19 protein-coding genes are annotated in these 19,377 nt (G+C 62.2%); 7 read left to right on the top strand and 12 right to left on the bottom strand.

Translation table 11 applies throughout. The features are described 5' to 3' along the window. Positions 1-280 precede the first annotated feature (280 nt). From glnH to QCE73_RS26425, 5 genes are read left to right on the top strand one after another with little or no spacing between them, the layout of a single operon-like run. Positions 281-1,024 (top strand): glutamine ABC transporter substrate-binding protein GlnH, encoded by a 744-nt coding sequence (gene glnH, locus QCE73_RS26445; RefSeq protein ID WP_309884275.1) that lies wholly within the window; start codon positions 281-283, stop codon positions 1,022-1,024. Between the two features lie 24 nt (positions 1,025-1,048). Beyond that, the gene (gene glnP / locus QCE73_RS26440) at positions 1,049-1,705 is read left to right on the top strand and encodes a glutamine ABC transporter permease GlnP (protein WP_035510955.1); all 657 of its coding nucleotides are present in this window, start codon (positions 1,049-1,051) and stop codon (positions 1,703-1,705) included. Beyond that, positions 1,702-2,451 carry a glutamine ABC transporter ATP-binding protein GlnQ gene (gene glnQ, locus QCE73_RS26435; protein ID WP_309884273.1) on the top strand — a complete coding sequence of 250 codons (750 nt, stop codon included), beginning with the start codon at positions 1,702-1,704 and terminating at the stop codon, positions 2,449-2,451. Before glnP ends, glnQ begins: the two co-directional genes overlap by 4 nt. A 22-nt stretch (positions 2,452-2,473) precedes the next feature. Beyond that, positions 2,474-3,526, top strand: a complete 1,053-nt coding sequence (locus tag QCE73_RS26430) for a C45 family peptidase (protein ID WP_309884272.1) — start codon at positions 2,474-2,476, stop codon at positions 3,524-3,526. After that, positions 3,483-4,448 carry a MurR/RpiR family transcriptional regulator gene (locus QCE73_RS26425; protein WP_309884271.1) on the top strand — a complete coding sequence of 322 codons (966 nt, stop codon included), beginning with the start codon at positions 3,483-3,485 and terminating at the stop codon, positions 4,446-4,448. Before QCE73_RS26430 ends, QCE73_RS26425 begins: the two co-directional genes overlap by 44 nt. A 6-nt stretch (positions 4,449-4,454) precedes the next feature. Here the strand turns inward: QCE73_RS26425 and phnE are convergent, their stop codons facing one another. The 3 genes from phnE to phnC all read right to left on the bottom strand — a co-directional run bounded on the left by phnE (position 4,455) and on the right by phnC (position 7,115). After that, the gene (gene phnE, locus QCE73_RS26420) at positions 4,455-5,189 is read right to left on the bottom strand and encodes a phosphonate ABC transporter, permease protein PhnE (protein ID WP_309885262.1); all 735 of its coding nucleotides are present in this window, start codon (positions 5,187-5,189) and stop codon (positions 4,455-4,457) included. Positions 5,190-5,273: 84 nt separating this feature from the next. Continuing rightward, complete coding sequence (gene phnD, locus QCE73_RS26415; RefSeq protein ID WP_309884270.1) at positions 5,274-6,245, bottom strand: phosphonate ABC transporter substrate-binding protein; 972 nt, start codon at positions 6,243-6,245, stop codon at positions 5,274-5,276. 33 nt (positions 6,246-6,278) lie between these two features. Continuing rightward, positions 6,279-7,115 carry a phosphonate ABC transporter ATP-binding protein gene (gene phnC / locus QCE73_RS26410; RefSeq protein ID WP_309884269.1) on the bottom strand — a complete coding sequence of 279 codons (837 nt, stop codon included), beginning with the start codon at positions 7,113-7,115 and terminating at the stop codon, positions 6,279-6,281. 226 nt (positions 7,116-7,341) lie between these two features. On the opposite strand from phnC, the gene QCE73_RS26405 reads away from it, so the two are divergent. Beyond that, complete coding sequence (locus tag QCE73_RS26405; protein WP_309884268.1) at positions 7,342-8,730, top strand: dihydrolipoyl dehydrogenase; 1,389 nt, start codon at positions 7,342-7,344, stop codon at positions 8,728-8,730. Positions 8,731-8,790: 60 nt separating this feature from the next. On the opposite strand, the gene QCE73_RS26400 is transcribed toward QCE73_RS26405, so the two are convergent. Both QCE73_RS26400 and QCE73_RS26395 read right to left on the bottom strand, forming a co-directional pair. Next, entirely contained in the window at positions 8,791-10,314 is a 1,524-nt protein-coding gene (locus QCE73_RS26400; RefSeq protein ID WP_309884267.1) for a glycosyltransferase family 39 protein, read from the bottom strand. Positions 10,315-10,374: 60 nt separating this feature from the next. Beyond that, positions 10,375-11,337, bottom strand: a complete 963-nt coding sequence (locus QCE73_RS26395) for a glycosyltransferase family 2 protein (RefSeq protein WP_035510995.1) — start codon at positions 11,335-11,337, stop codon at positions 10,375-10,377. 470 nt (positions 11,338-11,807) lie between these two features. Between QCE73_RS26395 and QCE73_RS26390 the strand changes: the two genes are divergently transcribed. After that, positions 11,808-12,551 (top strand): Pr6Pr family membrane protein, encoded by a 744-nt coding sequence (locus QCE73_RS26390; protein ID WP_309884266.1) that lies wholly within the window; start codon positions 11,808-11,810, stop codon positions 12,549-12,551. Here QCE73_RS26390 and QCE73_RS26385 read toward each other — a convergent pair. From QCE73_RS26385 to QCE73_RS26355, 7 genes are all read right to left on the bottom strand, one after another. Further along, entirely contained in the window at positions 12,548-13,771 is a 1,224-nt protein-coding gene (locus tag QCE73_RS26385) for a YbfB/YjiJ family MFS transporter (protein WP_309884265.1), read from the bottom strand. The genes QCE73_RS26390 and QCE73_RS26385 overlap by 4 nt on opposite strands. A gap of 67 nt (positions 13,772-13,838) precedes the next feature. After that, entirely contained in the window at positions 13,839-14,453 is a 615-nt protein-coding gene (locus QCE73_RS26380; protein WP_309884264.1) for a TetR/AcrR family transcriptional regulator, read from the bottom strand. A gap of 187 nt (positions 14,454-14,640) precedes the next feature. After that, the gene (locus QCE73_RS26375; RefSeq protein ID WP_238217287.1) at positions 14,641-14,949 is read right to left on the bottom strand and encodes an EthD family reductase; all 309 of its coding nucleotides are present in this window, start codon (positions 14,947-14,949) and stop codon (positions 14,641-14,643) included. Between the two features lie 53 nt (positions 14,950-15,002). Then, on the bottom strand, positions 15,003-15,935 hold the full coding sequence (locus QCE73_RS26370) for an MBL fold metallo-hydrolase (RefSeq protein ID WP_309884263.1): 933 nt from the start codon (positions 15,933-15,935) through the stop codon (positions 15,003-15,005). After that, a complete protein-coding gene (locus QCE73_RS26365) occupies positions 15,932-16,798 on the bottom strand; it encodes a quinoprotein dehydrogenase-associated SoxYZ-like carrier (protein WP_309884262.1) in 867 nt (288 codons plus the stop codon). Before QCE73_RS26365 ends, QCE73_RS26370 begins: the two co-directional genes overlap by 4 nt. A gap of 20 nt (positions 16,799-16,818) precedes the next feature. Beyond that, positions 16,819-17,751, bottom strand: coding sequence for a quinoprotein relay system zinc metallohydrolase 2 (locus QCE73_RS26360; RefSeq protein WP_309884261.1), 933 nt, complete (start codon positions 17,749-17,751; stop codon positions 16,819-16,821). Further along, positions 17,748-18,722, bottom strand: coding sequence for a LysR family transcriptional regulator (locus QCE73_RS26355; protein ID WP_035510980.1), 975 nt, complete (start codon positions 18,720-18,722; stop codon positions 17,748-17,750). The genes QCE73_RS26360 and QCE73_RS26355 overlap by 4 nt, the downstream gene beginning before the upstream one ends. Positions 18,723-19,377 lie beyond the last annotated feature (655 nt).

Here is a 19,377-nt window from a genome sequence, read left to right as displayed (position 1 = left end):
CAACGTGCGTGTGACCGCGGGCCTGAACGAGCTGCTTTCTTTGGTTACTTTCTTTGCAGCAGCAAAGAAAGTGACCCCCGCCCCGGGGAGGGGCAGTGCTAATAGACCGACACGAAATCAGGATTCCACGAAACCCCGTCCGGGAGGCGCGGTCTCCCCTCATCTTCGCGTAAACCCCTAGTTGCAAGCCGATTTTCGTTCACCGACACTTCGCAAACCGATTTGCAATATCATAAACGAAGCAAATCCATTTGCAAAAACCTTCGACAAGGGGTCGATCATGAAACTCGCCGCAAAACTCGCCGTAGCCGCCATCACCGCCCTTTCCCTCATAAGCGCGGCACGCGCCGAGACACTCGTCGTCGCATGCGATACCGCGTTCGTGCCGTTCGAGTTCCGACAGGGCAACGAATACGTCGGCTTCGACATCGACTTGTGGAAGGAAATCGCAAAAGATCTGAAGATCGACTACAAGCTGCAGCCGATGGACTTCAGCGGCATCCTGCCCGCGCTGCAGACGCATAACGTCGATGTCGCGCTCGCGGGCATCACGATCAAGGACGAGCGCAAGAAGGTCATCGACTTCTCTGACGGCTACTACGACAGCGGCTTCACGCTGATGGTGCCGGTAGACAGCGCGATCAAGGGCGCGGACGACCTGAAAGGCAAAACGCTCGCGGTCAAGACCGGCACGTCGTCCTTCGATTATGCGAAGGCGAACTTCAAGAGCACCGACCTGCGCGCGTTCCCGAACATCGACAACGCGTATCTCGAACTCGCGACCGGCCGCGTCGATGCCGCGATGCACGATACGCCCAACGTCCTCTACTACATCCACACCGCGGGCAAGTCGCGCGTGAAGGCGGTCGGCGCGCAGATGATGGCGCAGCAATACGGCATCGCGTTTCCGAAGGGCAGCCCGCTCGTCACGAAGGTCAACGCCGAGCTCGCGAAGATCAAGGCCGACGGGCGCTATGCGGCCATCTACAAGAAGTGGTTAGGCGTCGAGCCGGCAAAGTCCTGATCGCTGGCCTTCCGGAGAACAAGCATGCAGTTCGATTTGTCGGTCATCGTCGACGCTATCCCCGCGCTCATGCACGGCGCGCGTCTCACGGTGCTGATCACCCTTGCAGGGCTCGCGGGCGGCCTGGCCGTCGGCCTGCTGTTCGGCCTGATGCGCGCCTATGGCAACGCGCTGTGCCAGCGGATCGCGTTCACGTACATCGAATTCGTGCGCGGCACGCCGATCGTCGTGCAGGTGATGTTCATCTACTTCGCCTTGCCGCTGGTGCTGCACGTGCGCGTCGATGCGATGACGGCGGCGATCGCGTCGATCATCATCAACTCGGGCGCGTATATCGCCGAGATCGTGCGCGGCGCGTTTCTTTCGGTGCCGCGCGGTCTCAGCGAAGCGGGGCTCGCGCTCGGCATGCCCGGCTGGCGCGTGCTCGCATTCGTGGTCGGTCCGGTGGCGCTGCGGCGCTCGACGCCCGCGCTCGGCAATCAGTTCATCGTGAGCCTGAAGGACACGTCGCTCTTCATCGTGATCGGCGTGGGCGAATTGACGCGGCAGGGTCAGGAAATCATGGCGTCGAACTTTCGCGCGGTGGAAATCTGGACGGCCGTCGCCCTCATCTATCTCTGCATGATCGGTGCGCTGACCTTCGGGCTGCGCACGATGGAAAGGAGAATGCGCATCCTATGAATACGATGAACCACAACGGCCACATGGTGCAGTTCAAGAGCGTGACGAAGCGCTTCGGCAAGACCGTCGTGCTCGATGAAGTCGATCTCGACATCGACGCGGGCGAAGTCGTCGTGCTGATCGGGCCATCGGGCTCGGGCAAATCGACGCTTCTGCGCTGCATCAACGCACTGGAGCAGATCGATGGCGGCGATCTCGTCGTCGATGGCATCAGCGTGCTCGGCGGCACGCGCAAGGTGCGCGAGATTCGTCAGGAAGCGGGCATGGTGTTTCAGCAGTTCAACTTGTTTCCGCAGATGACGGCGCTCGAAAACGTCGCGTTCGGGCCGCGTCAGGTGCGCGGCATGAGCAAGCCCGACGCCGAAACGCTCGCACGCGATCTGCTGACGAAGGTCGGGCTCGGCGCGCGCGTCGGGCACTATGCGAGCGAGTTGTCGGGCGGACAGCAGCAGCGCGTCGCGATCGCGCGAGCGCTCGCGGTGAAGCCCAAGCTCATGCTCTTCGACGAGCCCACCTCCGCGCTCGATCCCGAACTGCGCCAGGAAGTGTTGCGCGTGATGCAGGCGCTCGCGGAAGAAGGCATGACGATGGTCGTCGTCACCCACGAGATGGCCTTCGCGCGCAAGGTCGGCACGCGGCTCATCTTCATGGAGCACGGACATATCACCGTCGATGGCCCGCCCGCCGAATTGCTCGATAATCCGCCTAACCAGCGTTTGCGCGATTTCCTGCAACACGTCGAATAACCTTATCGAACTACCTGAATTTATGGCGGCACTTGGTTTCATCGAAATTTCCGGCTCGTCGCGCGATGCGGGCGAAGCCCTCGGCCGATTCGGCGCTCACGCGGTGCACGCTTATCTGCTGAAAACGCGCGCGTGGGGAACGGTCATGCAATGGCGTGGCAGCGAGACATCGAGCGCGATGGCCGCGCTCGTGCGCGAGCGCTTTCCACGCGTGTGGGAGGAGCTTCACGGCCTGGCCGCCGGACTCGCCCTGCCCTTCGAAGACGTCTTCCTCTGGAACTGCCGCGGCGATGTCTGGGCGATGTCGCCCGATGGCTGCACCACCGTGCAGCTTCCCGGCGCTGAGCTGCGGCGCGTCAGTCACAACGAGGATGGCTTTCCCGGTTTCGCGGGGCATTGCGCGATCGCACAGTGCGAGATCGATGGCGGCGCCAGCTTCGCGGCCTTCGTCTATCCCGGTTCGCTGCCGGGACATACGTTTGCCGTGACGGACAACGGCCTCGCGATGACCGTGAACAATCTGCGTCAGCGTGAGGTCGTCGCGGGCGTGCCGCGCATGGCGATCACGCGCGCGATCCTGGATGCAGCCGATATCGGCGAAGCGGTGTCCATCGTGCGCGATAACCCGCGTGCGGGCGGCTTTCATCTGACGCTCGCAGATTGCAAAAGCCCTGCGCTCCTGAGCGTCGAATTCAGCGCGCACGATTGCTCCGTCGTCGAAGTGCAGAAACCGTCGCTGCATGCGAATCACGCGATTCATCCGGCGATGCACGGCTTCTCGCAGATCATCACGGATTCGTCGCTTCATCGGCAACGACGCGGCGATGCGCTGGTCGCGTCGAACGAAGCAATCGATCCGCTCGCGGTCCTCGCCGATCGCGAAGACGCCGCGTTGCCGATTCATCGCACGCATCCCGACGATCCCGACGACGAGAACACCCTCGCCACCGCCGACATTGCGATTGGCGCGTCTCACATAGAATGGGAGGTTCACGAACATCCCGGGCAGCCCGCCCGGTACCGGATGATCAATGGACACAGGCAAACAGAAGGGACGTCGCGCGAGCGTTGCTGAAGCAGGCACGCAGATGCCGCCGCGCAGCGTCGATGGCTTGCGCGCGCTCGTGATACGTATCGGCCGCGACGAAGCCGACGTCTCGCTCGGCGGCAAGGCGCATACCGTGCTCGCGAAGCTGCTCGAACGTCCCGAGGAAGTGGCGGTGCGCACGATCACCGATCTGGCGGCATCGCTCGATGTCAATGCGTCCACGCTCACGCGTCTCTCGACCCGGCTCGGCTACGCGGGATTCGCCGATTTTCAGAGCGTCTTTCGCGACAGCCTCGCGGAACGGCACCGGCATTTCTATAGCCAGCAGGCGGAGCGCATCGTTGCGAGCAGCAAGACGCACGCACACGATGCCGCGCCCGAAGTCGATATGGTCGTGAAGCTCGCGCGTGAATCGATCGGCAATGTCGAAGGCTTCATCGCACAGTTATCGCCCGTGGAGTTGCGCGGCGCGGCGCGTCTGCTCGCCGATGCGAAGCGCGTGCGCATTCACGGTCTGCGCCAGTTCAGCGCGCTCGCGAGTTTCGTCTGCTATGGCCTCGGCATGATCCGAACCGATGTCGCGCTGCTCGATGCGCAGGGTCTCGGCGTCGCCGAAGGGCTCGCGCAGTTGCAGCCCGGCGATGTCGTGCTCGTCACGAGCGTCGCGCCCTATACGCGCAGCGTCGCGGAAGCCGCGATCGCCGCGAAGGAAGCCGGACTGGAAGTCATCGCGATCACCGATACCCTCGCGTCGCCGCTCGTGCCGCCCGCGCGTCACGCGTTTCTCATTCCGCACGAGAGCAGCTTCTTCAGCAACAGCATGGGCGCGTATCTCGTGTTTTGCGAGGGCTTGCTCAATCTCGTCGCGGCGCATCTCGGCAAGCGCTCGCTGCAGGCGCTGGAACGACGCGAGCGCCTGATCACGGCGCTCGGCATCGAAAGCTCATGAAGCGGTTCAGATGACGCGCTCGCGCACCCAGCCCGACAGGACATCGATCAGCGACACGATCACGATGACGATCAGCATCACCGCCGCCGTCTGCGCATAGTTGAAGGAGCGGATCGCCTCATACAGCACGACGCCGATGCCGCCCGCGCCGACCATGCCGACCACCATCGCCGAACGCACGTTCGACTCGAAGCGATACAGCGCGAACGAGATCCACAACGGCAGCACTTGCGGCAGCACGCCGTAGACGATTTCATCGAGACTGCTCGCGCCCGTCGCGCGCACGCCTTCCGCGGGCCTCGAATCGACGGCTTCGACCGCTTCGGCGAAGAGCTTGGCGAGCACGCCGGTCGTATGCACCCACAGCGCGAGCACGCCGGCGAACGGCCCGAGCCCGACCGCGACGATGAACAGCATCGCGAAGACCATTTCGTTGATCGCGCGGCACGCGTCCATCAGACGGCGCACCGGCTGCGAGATCCACACCGGCGCGATGTTCTGCGCCGAGAGCAAGCCGCACGGCACCGCGCAGACCAGCGCGAGCGCCGTGCCCCACACCGCGACCGCGAGCGTCACGATCATTTCATGCACATAGGTGCGCCATTCGCTGAAGTCCGGCGGAAAGAAGTCGCGTGCGAACTGGCTCATGTTGCCCGATGCGCCGAGCAAATCGAGCGGACGCATATCGGCGCTCTTCCATGACAATCCGAGCACGGCGATCACGACGATCCAGCCGAGCATCGACGTCCAGCTACGCTTGGGCGCGCTCGCATGGACCGGACGAACGATGCCGGCCTCGAACGTGGCTGCGTCGAGCGGCTTCATTTACTTCGCCGCCGTGCTGTCGAGCGCGGCGATCTTCTGATCGAGCGCCGCGATCTTCGCCTGCTTGTCGGCGGCGTCGAGATGCGCATCGTTCTGCACCTGCTCCTTCTTCTGAAAGAGCGCCATCTGACGAATCGGCACGAGCTGCGCGTTCGACGAATCCGCGAAGCCCGAATAACCCGAGATCGACGCCATCACCGCCTGCTCGCGCGGGTCCTTTTCAGCATAGTGATCGAAGAAATTGCGCAGCTTGTCCTTCGTCGCTTGCGGCAGATCGCGACGCCACACGAGCGGGTCCGACGGAATCAGCGGCGACTTCCAGAGCACGCGCACCTTCGGATACGTCTCCGGATGCTGCGTCTTGATGGTGTCGAGCATGTCGGTGTTGTTGGTCGCGACATCGATCTTGTCGTTCACGACCGCCAGCATGTTCGACTCATGGCTCGACGGCAGCACGCTCTTGAACGCGCTCTTCGCATTGATGCCGTTCTTCGCGAACAGATAGTACGAAGGCACGAGCGTGCCCGAAGTCGAGTTCGGATCGCCGAAGCCGAGATTGATGTCCTTCGTGTTCTTCAGCACCTGATCGAGCGACTTCCACTTGCTGTTCGCGTTCGTGATGAGCAGCGAGTAATAGCCCGCCTCGCCGTTCTTGTACTTCACCTTCGCGAAGACTTCGCCATTCGAACGATCGACGGCTTCGATCGCCGACGCATTGCCGAAGAAGCCCATCTGCACCTTGTTGAAGCGCATCGCCTCGATGATGCCCGCATAGTCGGTCGCGAAATAGGCCTTCACGTCGAGGCCGGTCTGCTTGTTCAGATCGTCGATGAGCGGTTGCCAGCGCTCCTTGAGCGCGGCGGACGAATCCGTCGAGATGATGCCGAAGTTGATCGTCTCGGCAAGGACGGTCTGCGTCAGAAGGCAAGACGCGAGCGCGGCGCCAGCCAGGAAGAAACGGGCTGTTTTCATGATGCGATCCAGGGTTGATGTTGGGTTCGAAACTCAGATGCTCGCGGCTGTTGCGAAGGCCGTTGCAGCTTGCATGTTTGCGCTTGGCGCGCTGTGATTCGTGAGCAGTTCGTCCGCCGACGCGCCATAAAGCTCGCGCAGCACGACGGGCGTGAGACGCTCGCTCGCGCCGTCGAACACGACGCGGCCATCGCGTAGGGCGATCGTGCGCGGGCAATATTTCATCGCGATATCGATCTGATGCAGCGATACGACGACCGTCAGGTTGTGTTCGCGGTTGAGCGTCTGCATCAGCTCCATGACGCGGCGCGCCGATTCGGGATCGAGCGATGCGATCGGCTCATCGGCGAGCACGATGCGCGCGCGCTGCACGAGCGCGCGGGCCAGTGCCGCGCGTTGCTGCTGGCCGCCGGACAGATTGCTCGCGCGCTCGAACGCGTGCTCGCCGATGCCCATCGCACTGAGCGATTCCATCGCGAACGAACGCTCGCCGCGCGGAAAACGCCCCGCGAGACGCCGCCACAGCGACACGCGCGACAACGCGCCGATCAGCACATTGGTCAGCACCGAAAGGCGTCCGACGAGATTGAACTGCTGAAACACAAAGGCGACGTCGCGGCGAATCGATCGCACTTCGCGCACGATCCTGCCGTTCTGCTGGATCGGCCGGCCGAGCAGCGTGACGTGCGACGGCGCGGGGTCGGATGCCGTAAAGCCCGCGATATGCCGCAGCAGCGTCGACTTGCCGGAACCCGAAGCGCCGATGAGCGCGACCATTTCGCCCTCCTCCACGCGCAGATCGACGGAGTCGAGCGCCTTGCGGCCATTCCTGAACGTCTTGGTGAGACGCTCGATGCGAATTGCGTCCATAGCTTCCCTCGATGGGCGCGCTCAAACGGCGCGCTGAAACGTTCGGGAGATTCTAGGAAGCCAAGATGACGAGACGGTGACGCGCATGAGACGTCTAGATGAATACATGACTTCGGCGTGCGTCGCTTGAGACGATTGAGCAGGAAATCGATCCGAACGAGCATTCGCATTTCACTTGCCGCGCGCCATGATGGCTACAAATGCAACAACCATTCGGGACTTCATCATGAACACGATCCATACGGATGTCGCCATCATCGGTGCAGGCAGCGCGGGGCTCTCCGCGTATCGCGCGGCGAAGGCGGCGGGCGCTTCGGCGATTCTCATCGAAGGCGGCGCGCACGGAACGACGTGTGCGCGTGTCGGCTGTATGCCTTCGAAGCTGCTCATCGCGGCCGCCGATGCCGCGCACCACGCGACCCACACGGATGCATTCGGCGTGCATATCGACGGCGCGGTGCGCATCGACGGGCGCGAGGTGATGGCGCGCGTGAAGCGCGAGCGCGATCGCTTCGTGAGCTTCGTCGTCGCGGGCGTCGATGCGATGCCCGAAGCGGACAAGCTCACCGGCTACGCGCGTTTCATCGACGACAACCTGTTGCTGGTCGGCGAGCACACGAAGGTGCACGCGAAGAGTGTCGTGATCGCGACGGGATCGAGCCCGGTCATGCCGGCGATGTATCGCGCGCTCGGCGATCGGGCGGTCATCAACGACGACGTGTTCGCATGGGACGACCTGCCGAAGCGCGTCGCGGTGATCGGCGCGGGCGTCATCGGGCTGGAACTCGGTCAGGCGTTGGCGCGACTGGGCGTGCGCGTGTCGCTGCTGGGTGCGCGTGGGCGCGTCGGGCCTTTGAGCGATCCGGATGTGCGCGGATATGCCGAACGCGTGTTCAGCGAGGCGTTTCGTTTCGAACCGCGTGCGCAAGTCGAAGCCGCGTCGCGCGAAGGCGATGAGGTGCGCTTGCGCTATGTGTCCGGCGCGGGAGAGCTGATCGAAGACACGTTCGATTACGTGCTCGTGGCTGCGGGACGCAAAGCCAATATCGGCGGGCTCGCCTTGCAAAACACGTCGCTCGCACTCGATGACGATGGCTCGCCTGTCTACGATCCGCTGACCTTGCAGGCGGGCACGCATCCGGTGTTCATCGCGGGCGATGCGAACGGCGTGCTGCCCTTGCTTCACGAAGCCGCCGATGAAGGCCGTGCGGCGGGTACGAACGCGGCGCGCTATCCGGATGTCGCACCGGTCGAACGTCGCGCGCCGATCGCGATTGCGTTCACGGACCCTGGCATCGCGATGGTCGGAGCGCGTCACGCCGACCTGACGCAAGGCGCGTTCGCGACGGGCGAAGTGAGTTTCGAAGATCAGGGGCGCAGCCGCGTGATGCTCAGGAATCGCGGGCTGATGCATGTGTATGTCGATCGCGCGAGCCGCCGCTTTGTCGGCGCCGAATGGATCGGGCCGGATGCGGAGCATATCGCGCATTTGCTGGCGTGGGCTTTGCAGATGAAGCTCACGGTCGATGAGATGCTGCGGATGCCTTTTTATCATCCGGTGGTCGAGGAAGGCTTGCGCACGGCGTTGCGGGACGCGGTGGTCAAGCTGGGATGATTAGCGGTCTTGCGGGACGAGTCGGCGCGGCGCGAATTTCTCGGTCGCGCGGACTTGCGGTCAGTGAAGCGGTGTCAGGACAAATAGAAGGTAATGTCGCGCTGGCAGCGAGCGTCCCCACGCGTGTTTGTTGACGGCGACACTGACTGGCATCGCGTTGGTTATCGTCTTGGATTCCTTTATGCAAGGCGTATCGATCTCCCTGCATACGAACAGCGCGCCGCGCCGCTTCAGGTCCGCGATGCTCAACCAAGGCGTCGTTTCAGGCTTGGACATGTCCCAATAGCGCATGGTGCCGTCACTGTAGAAAGCGATCGATTGCGCTTCATGGCCAGAACCCGCCACCACAGGAATATCGTGCCGGAAGCGCTGATTCCACAGGGCGTGCGCTGCTTCGGCGAGTTCCGCACGCGGTTCGGCGGCATCGTCGGTGTTGCGCAGCGCACCCATGTAGCCGATTGCAGCGGTGGCTGCGAACACGATCAGCCAGTAGCAAGCAAGCGTACGAACCGCCCGCTCAGGCCTGAATGTGAATCCGGCGCGGTCCAGAACGGCCAGCCACAAGGGCACGATAGCGAACCATTGCGCCATGCCCCACACCGAAGCCATTTGTGTTCTGGACAGTACCGCGATCATGCCTACGACCATCAGGGGGCCGAGGGCGAGCCACCAGAGGTCCGGGTTGAGCGAAGGCTTTGCGACGCTTGCGGCCATCAGCCGGGCAGCCTGACTTCGTCGTTCACGCACCAGCACGAGCGTCACGATGAAGCTCAACGCGAGATAGCCAATCTGCGCGAGCGTATAGACGCCGAAACGCGCCACTGCGGCCAGAATTGTGCCGCCTGTACGTTCGTCGGCGTAGGTGAGGGTCGGGAAGCGATTGACCACGAGCCAGTGAATGTGCGGTGCCAGCACGATCGCACCTGTCGCTGCGACCAGTAGCACGCGCCAGTCAAAAAGGCGTGCGCGCCAGGCGGGTCGCACGAGCATCGCGATGAACAGCGCGATCAGCAGCACTATCGAAAAGTACTTGCCGAGCACTGCGGCGGCGGCCAGCGCTCCGACTGCAATCGCCGCTCGCCAGCTACGCGTCTGCATATAGCGCACGAAAAAGTAAGCTGTCCACGGCCACACCGAGAGCAACACCGAGTTTGCGTTGAACTTGATCGCGAGGTTCGAGTAGAGCGGCGATACGGCCATCGCGAGCCCTGCGATGGTGGCAAGCCTGCGCGGTACGAAGCACCGCGACAACGCGACGATGCCGAGAAGGCCAATCATCGAATTGGTTGCTGAAAGCGCGAAATAAGCAATGTCGGTGTGGGGAAAGACGCGGAACCATGCTGCCGTGATCCACGCGAACAGCGGCGGGTGCTTGGCGTAGCCGGCCTGCCATTCGATGCCCCAGACGTAGTTCTCGATCATGTCGCCTTGAATGTCGAGATTGCCGCGAGAAAGCCACGCGCAGATGATCCAGACGATCGCGTGGACAGGCAGCAGCCAGATGAGGTGTCGTGTACGGCCATCGTCAATAACAGATATTGCCGAGCTGGCGGCACTAGGCCGGACGAGTTTAGTGTCTGACATCGGAGATTGATTGTTTAAAGATATGCGTTGAATCGTCAGGCGCGTTGCGAACGCGAGATGTCATGCATCGCTCGATCCGTAGACCTTGCGCACGATATAGACAGGGCGTCGTTTCGCTTCCATGTAAATACGGCCGACGTATTCGCCGATCACGCCAATTCCCACAAGTTGCGCACCACCGAGAAACAGCACCGCCGTGATAATCGATGCATAACCGGGAACATCAGCGCCGCGAAGCAGCGTGCGCAGAGTCAGGTAAAGCGCGTAGAGAATTGCAAAAGAAGCAGTGGCGCCGCCGATATATGTCCACACTCGCAGCGGCAATGTGCCAAAGCTCGTGAGTCCTTCGAGCGCGAAATTCCACAGTTTCCATGCGGAAAATTTCGTTTTTCCTGCTGCACGAGAACTGCGGACGTATTCGATCTGCGTCGTGCGAAAGCCCACCCACGCAAAGAGGCCCTTCATGAATCGCCGATTTTCCGGCAACTGTTTAAGGGCTTCTACAACCTGCCTCGACATCAAACGGAAATCGCCTGCGTCGTTAGGAATAAGTGTTTCGGAAATAGCGTTGTGAACGCGATAGAACAGCATTGCAGTGCCGCGCTTGGTCCATGTGTCCGTGTTGCGTTCGGCGCGCTTCGCGAGCACTACGTCGTAGCCTTCTCGCCATCGCTCGATAAGTCGAGGGATGACTTCGGGCGGATCTTGCAGATCCGCGTCGAAGGGAATCACCGCATCGCCGGTCGCGGCGTCGATGCCCGCGGTCAACGCAGCCTCCTTACCGAAGTTCCGCGATAGATCCACGACGAGTACGTGCCGATCGTGCTTGCAAGCCATCAGCAACATATCGAGGGTGGCGTCGGTACTGCCATCGTTGACGCAAACAATTTCATAGTCCGCGTCCGGCAGACCGCGCAATACAGAAGTGACAGAAACGAAAAACTGGCTAATTACCGCGGCTTCATTATGAAAAGGCACCACGAGCGAGATACGCCGACGCACCACTGGACAATCTTGGTTCATATATTTCATAGAGCGTGCTGAGAGCACGTCAAAAGTAGTGAGCTTCGGCAATCCAATTGCTCGAGCGTGAACGGCCTACGTCGTTGCGATGGCAACAAACTACGTCTGTGCTGTGTCGGTAGATCAGGTTCGCGGGCGCGGCGGATTGAACGAACCGGCTTGCCGTCGACTCTTGCGTCTGCGTGCTCGTTCAGCACGGCAAGAGATCATCACACCACTGCCAGCCGTTCCTTGATAACGAACCCAGCGCACGGGCTGGGCTTGTTGTCATCGGTGTCAGAACTTATAACGCTCCGTCCGAAGGGAATCCAGTTCGACGTCTTCTTCCCACTATCCAAGCGAACCCATGGGCAGCCCGAAAATTACCGCGCGAGTAACATCCCCAAATATAGGAGTTTTCTGAATTGAACTTCGCCGGCGCGAGTTGTTGCATTGCCGTTAATGATTGCCCCACCAGTACATTGAGCGTCATGTCGAAACCACCCGCCCAACCTCCCCGGCAAGAGCCCGACTTGCCGCTTCATACACCGAGCACCGCATCGCTCGCGGTCGCGGCAGCCATCGCGATGATCGCGTGGCTCGCGTTCGCCGCGCAAATGGACATCACCGTCGCGCGTGTGGTCCATCGCGGCTTCACCGTGTTCGACGGCATCGCGCGCATGAGCAGCTATCTGACGAACCTCACGGTGCTGCTGACCGCGCTTTGCTTCACGTGCATCGCGACACGTGCGCAATTCCCCGTTGCGCGATTGTTTCGAAAGCCGACTGTCGTGACGGCGATCGTCGTGTATATCGTGTTCGTCGGCATCGCGTATAACGCGTTGCTGCGATATCTATGGACGCCATCGGGTTATCGCGCGCTCGTCAACGAATCGCTGCACACGCTCGTGCCGGCGCTCGCAGCCTTGTACTGGTTTCTGTTCGTGCCGCGCTTTCATCTGTCATTGCGCCGATGTGCGCTCTGGCTCGTCTATCCGCTCTCTTATCTTTGCATCACGCTTTGGCGCGGAAGTCTCTCCGATTTCTATCCCTATCCGTTCATCAACGTCGCCGAACTCGGCTATGAACGCGTGCTCATCAATGCCGCGATGCTCGTCGTCGCGTTTCTCGTGTTGATGAGTGTATTTCTCGTGATCAACCATCGGCGCGAGGACTTGAGCGTAGCGGATCCGGAAGAGGACTCCGGCGATTCGTCCTCCGGCCGCATCGATTAGGCTTCGGCGCGCTTGCGATTCACGACGAGATCCGCAACGAACGCGACCGCCAGCGCAAACGCTCCGCACGCGAAGATCAGCGCGTAGTTGTTATGCGTATGCGAGAACAGGAACGAATAGCCATAGCCCGCGAGCGCCTGGCACAGCGCGAATGCCGATGTCGCCCGGCTCCACGCCGCGCGCTGTTCGGCATGATCGTGCGGCAGGAGCTCATGCACGCGGCCGAGCGCGAGCGGCACGATGCCGGTCGTCGAGATGCCGAGCGCGACTGTCGCGACGCCGATCACATACGGGTTCGCGGATAAAGCCAGCAACGCCACCGCGAACGCCTGCAACGCCAACGCGAAACGGTACGCCATACCGAAGCTGAAACGATCGCCCGCATTGCCGCAGATCAGCGGCCCGAAAATGGCGGCCACACCATACAGCACCCAATAGCTCGCGCCCACTCCGGCGCCGCGGCCATAACCGCGGGCGATGCAATCGACGAGCAGAATCATCACGGGCACGAGGCCGAGGGCGTTCGCAGCGTATTGCGCGTACAGGAGCCGCAGGCGCGTGCCGCCGTGCGCATCCGTTTGTGTCGTCGCGGCTTGCGCTGCCACAGCGGAAGGATTGGATGCGGGCCAGCCGAACCACGCAATCGCGGTCAGTGCCAGCGAAAAAATGCCGAGACCCATCCACGTGTCGTGCAGGCCGTGATGCAAGAGCTTCGGGATCAGCGTGCCCGATGCCGCGATGCCGAAGCCCAGTCCGATGAAGATCATGCCGCTCGCGAAGCCGCGACGCGCGACTGGGATATGCGGCAGGATCGTGGTCGCGACGAGCACCATGATCGCGCCGCCCGACAGACCCGACAGAAAGCGCCAAGCGAAGAACCATGCGATCGACAACGGAAACGCGCACGCGAAGAACGCGGCGGTTGCGATCGCCATCAAAAGGCGCAGCGCGTGACGATTGCTGAGCGCCTTGGCAATCGCGCGGCCGACAAGCGCGCCCGCCAGATACCCCGCGAAATTCGCAGCGCCGAGCGTCACCGCCTGCGACGACGTGAACCAGTGCGCCTCGATGAGCGGCGGAATGAGCGGCGTATAAGCGAAGCGCGCGAGACCGATCGCGACGAGACTCGCGCAAAAGCCCGCGAGCATCGCGAAAAGCGCGCGGGCATCGAGTGAAGTGTGCTGATCGGCGCGAATGGCCGATATCGTTTGATCCGACATGATGACGACTCCTGCGGCGCGTTGCGTTTGCACGCGGCCGGACAAAGTGACGTGAAAGATGCGAGAGTTAGCGCTTGCCGGCGGTGAGACCGAGCGGCGGCAGCTTGAGCATCGCCAGCGTCGGCCCGACGGCATTGCTCAGCAACGCAGGCTTCGGATCGACACGCGCCAGCACGCGCACGCCGAGCAGCACGGCGAGGAGACTGGTGGCGGCAGCGTCGGCGGACATCACGCGCTCGATAACGCCGCTCTTCAGGCCGGCCTTCATGCAGCGCTCGAAGAACGCTCGCATCAGCGCGATCTCCTCGGCGATGAGTTCGCGAAACTCCTCGTCTTCCGGCGATGCGCCGAGCGCCGCGTTGACCAGCATGCAGCCCCGCCGATGTTCGTCCGATACGGAACGCTCGACGATCTCGCGAAAGAACGCGGTGATCGCTCGGTCGGGCGTCATCGACGATTCGAGCCGCTGAATGCGCTCGCGCAAGGTGTGTTCGAGATAGTGATCGAGCGCACGCAGAAAGAGCGCGCGCTTGTCGCCGAAAGCGTTGTAAAGACTCGGCTGCGTAAGGCCGGTGTACTGCACGAGGTCGCGCGTGGACGTGCCTTCGTAGCCGTGCGTCCAGAACGCTTCGGCAACGGCATCGAGCACGCTGTCCTCGTCGAAATTGCGCGGTCGCGCCATAGCCCTGCTCCATCGAATTGAAGGGACCGACGTTCTATATCGGTCGATACAAAACGTATTGTATCGATGGATACAAAACCGTGCAGCATCCCCATTCAACGATGCGGGTCTTGGAATTCGGGAAATAGACTGAGGAAAGACGAGGCGCTTCGGAGACGCGCGCGCGTCCCCGAAGGCATAAGCGGTGTCAGGCTTCTTTCGAATCGAACATCAATAGCTCGACGCCGGCCTGCGCGAAATTCGCGAGATCGCCGGCGGTCTTTTGGCCTTCGGGCGAGCCGAGCGCGGTCTGAATGGCTTCGAGCGAATCGAACTGCAACAGCGCGACGAGGTGATAGGGCGAATCGCCCGAAGCCGCCACGACCGGCCCCGTGCTGATCTCGTAACGCCGCAAGCCCGGCAGCGTCTTCGCGAGCGGCGCATGGGTCGAAGCATAGTATTCGTCGAATGCCTTCGGGTCGGACGGATGCTTGTATAGCGCTACGAGCTGGGCCATCGTGGTGTCTCCTGGTGGTTGTACGGCGTTAGAAGAAGGCTTGCATCAACGCGTCACTGCTTTTCGAGTTGAAGATAGATGCGCTGCACGTTCTGCGGCTGCGCGATCGCATAGAGCTTGTAGTCCTTGAACGCGGGCACCTGCACGGTATGCATCGCCTCAGTGAGGCCGATGCCGCTCTTGTAGGCGCGCTTTACGGACACATCCAGCTCGCGAAGATAATCGCCCGTGCGCATGATGTCGTCGCCGCGCAATGGCGCGCCGAAGCCGGGAACGACCGTCTTCAGGTCGAGCGCATGCAGATTTTCCAGCGCGGCGAGCCAGCCGGGAATCTGCTCGTTGCGCAATTCGGGTATGCGTCCGTTCGAGACAAGCCCGCCCGCGAAGAGCACGCCGGTTTGCGTATCGAGCACGGCGAGATCGCCGGGCGTGCTCGCGGGCCCGAAGTGCAGCAGTTGCAGCTTGCGCCCGCCGCTCTCGATTTCCGTCGTGCCGTTCACGGTTTTATCGGGCACCGTGACGCGCGAGCCGGCCATTTCATCTTCGCCCAACGTCTTGCGCAGATTCGCGAGGCAGATCGCGCAGCGCTCGCGGATCAGTTGCGCGGCGCGCGCGTGAGCGAGGATCGGCACGTCGTCGTCACGGAACGCGGCCGCGCCGAACACGAACTCGGGCGCCTGATGCGTGATGATGACGAGCTTCACCGGTAATGGCGTGACCTTGCGGATCGCTTCGATCATCGCGCGGCCATAGCGATACGACGACCCCGTGTCGATCACCGTCACGCCATCCTGCCCGACGATGAAGCCGTTGTTCGACACGATGCCGTGATTCGCGGGCGCCACTGCATCGTTGTCGCCGAAGAATGCGTACACGCCCGGCGCGATCGCGACGGGCGCGGGCATGCCGCTCATCGCCGCGTGCGCGAGCGTGCTCAATGCAAGGAGCAGCATGCAGACGAGCGCCCGCAATCGGCACGCCGTCATTTCATCGCCGAAGTTTGCGCGCCGCCCGGTTGCGCGCTCACTGCCACGGCGCCTTCCCACTGCTTGTTCTTCGTATCCTCGATATGCGCTTTCAATTCGCCGTTCCCGGAAGGCACGAAATAGAAGCGGAAATTCGGATTCTCGCTGATCGAGAAATTGACGTTCGCGATCATCACCGGCTTATCCGCATACGTGACCGAAACCTTGCGAATGAAGTATGCCGACGCGTAATTGCGCGTGACCTGATTCATCGCCATGCCGGTGCGATTCGGATGGCGCACCATCACTTGCGCGAGTTCGGGCTTGCCCGCAACGGCCTTCCCGTCGGCCTGAATCTTGACCTGTCCGGCAGCGCGTTCGGCGGCGTCCTCGTCCTTGTCGGCGGGCGCAGAGCAGCCGCCCGATGCCTTCACGAAGCGAATCGCGCTATAGAGCTTGCCGTCGTTCGTCTCCGCGATCACGCGCATGAACGTGTAGTCTTCCACGCGCACGCGCGTCTCGATCGTCGCGAGTCCGGATTCCGGCGTGAACTCGAACGAACCCGCATAAGGCTCGGGGTTCTCGTCGATGAAAAGATAGAGCTTGCGGATGTAATGCGTGGGCGTCTGCGGGAATTGCGCGTTGACCGCGATCGGTACGACCGATGCGTCCGCCGCGCGCGCGGGCGCGTCGAGCTTGATGACGGCATCGCCGTGCGGATCGATCGCCCGGCCCTTGAACGTGCCTTCCTTGAAGTCGAGCCAGCGCGCCACCTTTTCGGGATCGTCGTTGGGCTGCGCCGCTTGCGCGGCATATGGCGCGAGGAGCGCTGCGGCGAGGCTCGCTATCGACATCGCGCGAGCGCCGGACCATGCTGTGTTCATGATGTCCCTCCAATGCTGCACTACTGCTCCCACTCGAGCTCCGCATAAGCGGCCGTCACATTGCGACGGTGATACATGTCGACGAGGAGCCAGTCATCCTTCTCGTCGACGCCGATGCTGTCGACGGCCTGCTGGATCGTTTCGCCCTTCCTGATGGCCGCACGCACATCGCGCGCCAGATCGGCGAGATAGCGTTGCTCGGCGTCGAGCGATTGCCGCCACGGCGGATCGAGCGGACCGTGCCCCGGCACGACATGACGCGGATTCATCTGGCGAATGCGGGCGATATCGTCGAGCCAGCCGGTCACGCTGCCATCGACGACGGGAATGCAGCGCACGAACAAAAGATCGCCCGTCCACAACGTGCCGCTCTTCTCATCGTATACCGTCAAATCGTTGTTGGTATGCGCGGTTTTCCATGTGCGCAGCGTGAGCGTGCGTCCGCCGATGTCGAGCGTGCCGATGCCGTCGATTGTCTTCGTCGGCGGGACGATCTCGCTGCCCGCCGCCGCGCTGCCCAGCTCGCGGTTCAGCGCGCGCATGTAGTTGTCCGCGCGCGAGGCTTCGGCTTGCGCAAGCGCCGCGCTGCCGACGAATTGCGGATGATCGCCCTTGAAAGCCGCATTGCCGAAGATGTGATCCGGATGCATGTGCGTGTTGATGACATAACAAACCGGCAGCGGCGTGACGGCGCGTATTGCGGCGCGCAACGCGCGGCCTTCGGCGAGCGTGCCGCCCGTATCGATTACCGCGACGCAGCGCGTGCCGACGATAAAGCCAACGTTCGCGATATCGCCGCCGTTTTCGGGCGTTGCGACGTCGTCGTGACCGCGATGCGCGTAATTACCAGGCGCGATTTGCCTGACCGATAGCGCGGTCTCACCGCGCGCAATCGTCGCGCATGCAATTAGTATGACGAACACGACAAGACGTGAGGCCTGCGCGACGCTCATCGGACGCCGCCCGCTTCAGCGAGGCGTCTGGGCCGGCGCAGACCGAACTGCGCGTATTCGCGCTCCAGAAACGGTTCGGCGTGTTCGAGGAGAAAGCGGCGAAACGCGAGACACGTGGGCGACAGTTGTTTCGAGCGTGAATGCACGAGTTGCCAGGTTCGTTCGACGGGCGTGCCGTTCACGTCGAGCACGGCGATTTCACCGGTGCGCAATTCCAGCGACAACGTGTGCAGCGAGATGAGGCTCACGCCCATTCCCGCCATTACCGCCTGCTTGATGGTCTCGTTGCTGCCGAGCGTGACGCTGCGCGCGGGCACGAAAAGGTTCTGCTTGAAAACATGCTCCACTACCGCGCGTGTGCCCGAGCCCGGTTCGCGCAGGAGGAATGTATCGTTCGCGAGTTCCTGGAGATCGAATGCCTTTGCGTGACGCAATGGATGCGACAGCGGCGCGACGATCACATGCGGATGGTAGGCAAGCGGCTCGGCCGTCGTGCCGAGTTCGGGCGGCGGCCGGCCCATGATGGCGAGGTCGGTCGCGTTGTCCTGCAGCAAACGCAGAAGCGTCTCGCGGTTACCGACGGAGAAGTGCACGTCGACTTTTGGATACTGCTGTCTGTAGAGCGCGAGAAGCTTGGGCGCGAAGTAGGTCGCCGAGCTGACGATGCTCACCGCGATCGAGCCGCTGTCGGCTTGCGTGAGCGACATCATCGCGTCTTCGGCGTCTTTTATTTCGCCCAGGATGCGGGTTGCGTGATGCGATAGCTTTTCGCCGGCTTCCGTCAGCGCGAGACGACGGGCGACGCGCTCGAACAAGGGCAGTCCGATGGCTTCTTCCAACTGACGGATTTGCATCGATACCGCGGGTTGCGTCAGGTGCAGTTCCTCGGCCGCGCGCGCGAAGCTCGGACAGCGGCTGGCTATCACGAAGATTTGCAACTGGCGCAGGGTTAGGGAACGGATGAAGTTCACAAGGGTTTTTGGGGAGGTGGGTTTGCTCGGGCTTCTATGGGTGGCCTGTGGTCGTGTCGGTCTATTAGCGTTGCCCCTCCCCGGGGCGGGGGTCACTTTCTTTGCTGCTTCAAAGAAAGTAACCAAAGAAACAGCTATCCCCAGCCTAAGCACTTCACACCGGCCGCGGCACAGACGATTGGCCTAATGGCCCGGCAGTAGCGAGTGCCCCCACAAGCAGATAGCGGCTTGGACCGCGCACGGTCCGACACCTCGCACCACACAAGAAACTGGTTCAGCACCAAATAGCTCCGGCCCGCTTCGCGGCCGATGGGTCAATCGGGTGCGCGTAGGCTTCTTCTTCGACGGTTTCCCTCATAAACCCAACGGCAGCGCGTAGCGCTGTGCCGAAACTATTTCGTGCTGAACCAGCGCCTTAAAGCATTTGGTGCGGCAGACCGTGCGCGAGCCAAGCCCGATTGGGCCTTTGGGGGCGACACTTAGGCGAGAGCCATCGGTGGCTGGCAAGCATGGCCAAACTGCGTGTGACCGCGGGCTTAAACGAGCTGCTTTCTTTGGTTACTTTCTTTGCAGCAGCAAAGAAAGTGACTGCCGCCCCGCACAGGGGCAGTGCTAATAAACCGACACGAAACCGGGATCCGGCAACAACAAAAAC

Origin of the sequence: Caballeronia sp. LZ029 (assembly GCF_031451275.1) — a bacterium.
GTDB lineage: Bacteria > Pseudomonadota > Gammaproteobacteria > Burkholderiales > Burkholderiaceae > Caballeronia > Caballeronia jiangsuensis.
Note: the sequence above shows the minus strand (reverse complement) of the source record. Positions and strands in the feature narration are given on the sequence as shown.

Bases quoted from the DNA above. Each gene is read 5' to 3' on its own strand.
- QCE73_RS26365 (WP_309884262.1), bottom strand. From the start codon at position 16,798: ATGAACACAGCATGGTCCGGCGCTCGCGCGATGTCGATAGCGAGCCTC.
- phnD (WP_309884270.1), bottom strand. From the start codon at position 6,245: ATGAAAACAGCCCGTTTCTTCCTGGCTGGCGCCGCGCTCGCGTCTTGC.
- glnQ (WP_309884273.1), top strand. From the start codon at position 1,702: ATGAATACGATGAACCACAACGGCCACATGGTGCAGTTCAAGAGCGTG.
- QCE73_RS26400 (WP_309884267.1), bottom strand. From the start codon at position 10,314: ATGTCAGACACTAAACTCGTCCGGCCTAGTGCCGCCAGCTCGGCAATA.
- QCE73_RS26370 (WP_309884263.1), bottom strand. From the start codon at position 15,935: ATGACGGCGTGCCGATTGCGGGCGCTCGTCTGCATGCTGCTCCTTGCA.
- QCE73_RS26360 (WP_309884261.1), bottom strand. From the start codon at position 17,751: ATGAGCGTCGCGCAGGCCTCACGTCTTGTCGTGTTCGTCATACTAATT.
- phnE (WP_309885262.1), bottom strand. From the start codon at position 5,189: ATGCTCGGCTGGATCGTCGTGATCGCCGTGCTCGGATTGTCATGGAAG.
- QCE73_RS26380 (WP_309884264.1), bottom strand. From the start codon at position 14,453: ATGGCGCGACCGCGCAATTTCGACGAGGACAGCGTGCTCGATGCCGTT.
- QCE73_RS26395 (WP_035510995.1), bottom strand. From the start codon at position 11,337: ATGAACCAAGATTGTCCAGTGGTGCGTCGGCGTATCTCGCTCGTGGTG.
- QCE73_RS26375 (WP_238217287.1), bottom strand. From the start codon at position 14,949: ATGGCCCAGCTCGTAGCGCTATACAAGCATCCGTCCGACCCGAAGGCA.
- phnC (WP_309884269.1), bottom strand. From the start codon at position 7,115: ATGGACGCAATTCGCATCGAGCGTCTCACCAAGACGTTCAGGAATGGC.
- QCE73_RS26425 (WP_309884271.1), top strand. From the start codon at position 3,483: ATGGACACAGGCAAACAGAAGGGACGTCGCGCGAGCGTTGCTGAAGCA.
- glnH (WP_309884275.1), top strand. From the start codon at position 281: ATGAAACTCGCCGCAAAACTCGCCGTAGCCGCCATCACCGCCCTTTCC.
- QCE73_RS26430 (WP_309884272.1), top strand. From the start codon at position 2,474: ATGGCGGCACTTGGTTTCATCGAAATTTCCGGCTCGTCGCGCGATGCG.
- QCE73_RS26385 (WP_309884265.1), bottom strand. From the start codon at position 13,771: ATGTCGGATCAAACGATATCGGCCATTCGCGCCGATCAGCACACTTCA.
- glnP (WP_035510955.1), top strand. From the start codon at position 1,049: ATGCAGTTCGATTTGTCGGTCATCGTCGACGCTATCCCCGCGCTCATG.
- QCE73_RS26390 (WP_309884266.1), top strand. From the start codon at position 11,808: ATGTCGAAACCACCCGCCCAACCTCCCCGGCAAGAGCCCGACTTGCCG.
- QCE73_RS26405 (WP_309884268.1), top strand. From the start codon at position 7,342: ATGAACACGATCCATACGGATGTCGCCATCATCGGTGCAGGCAGCGCG.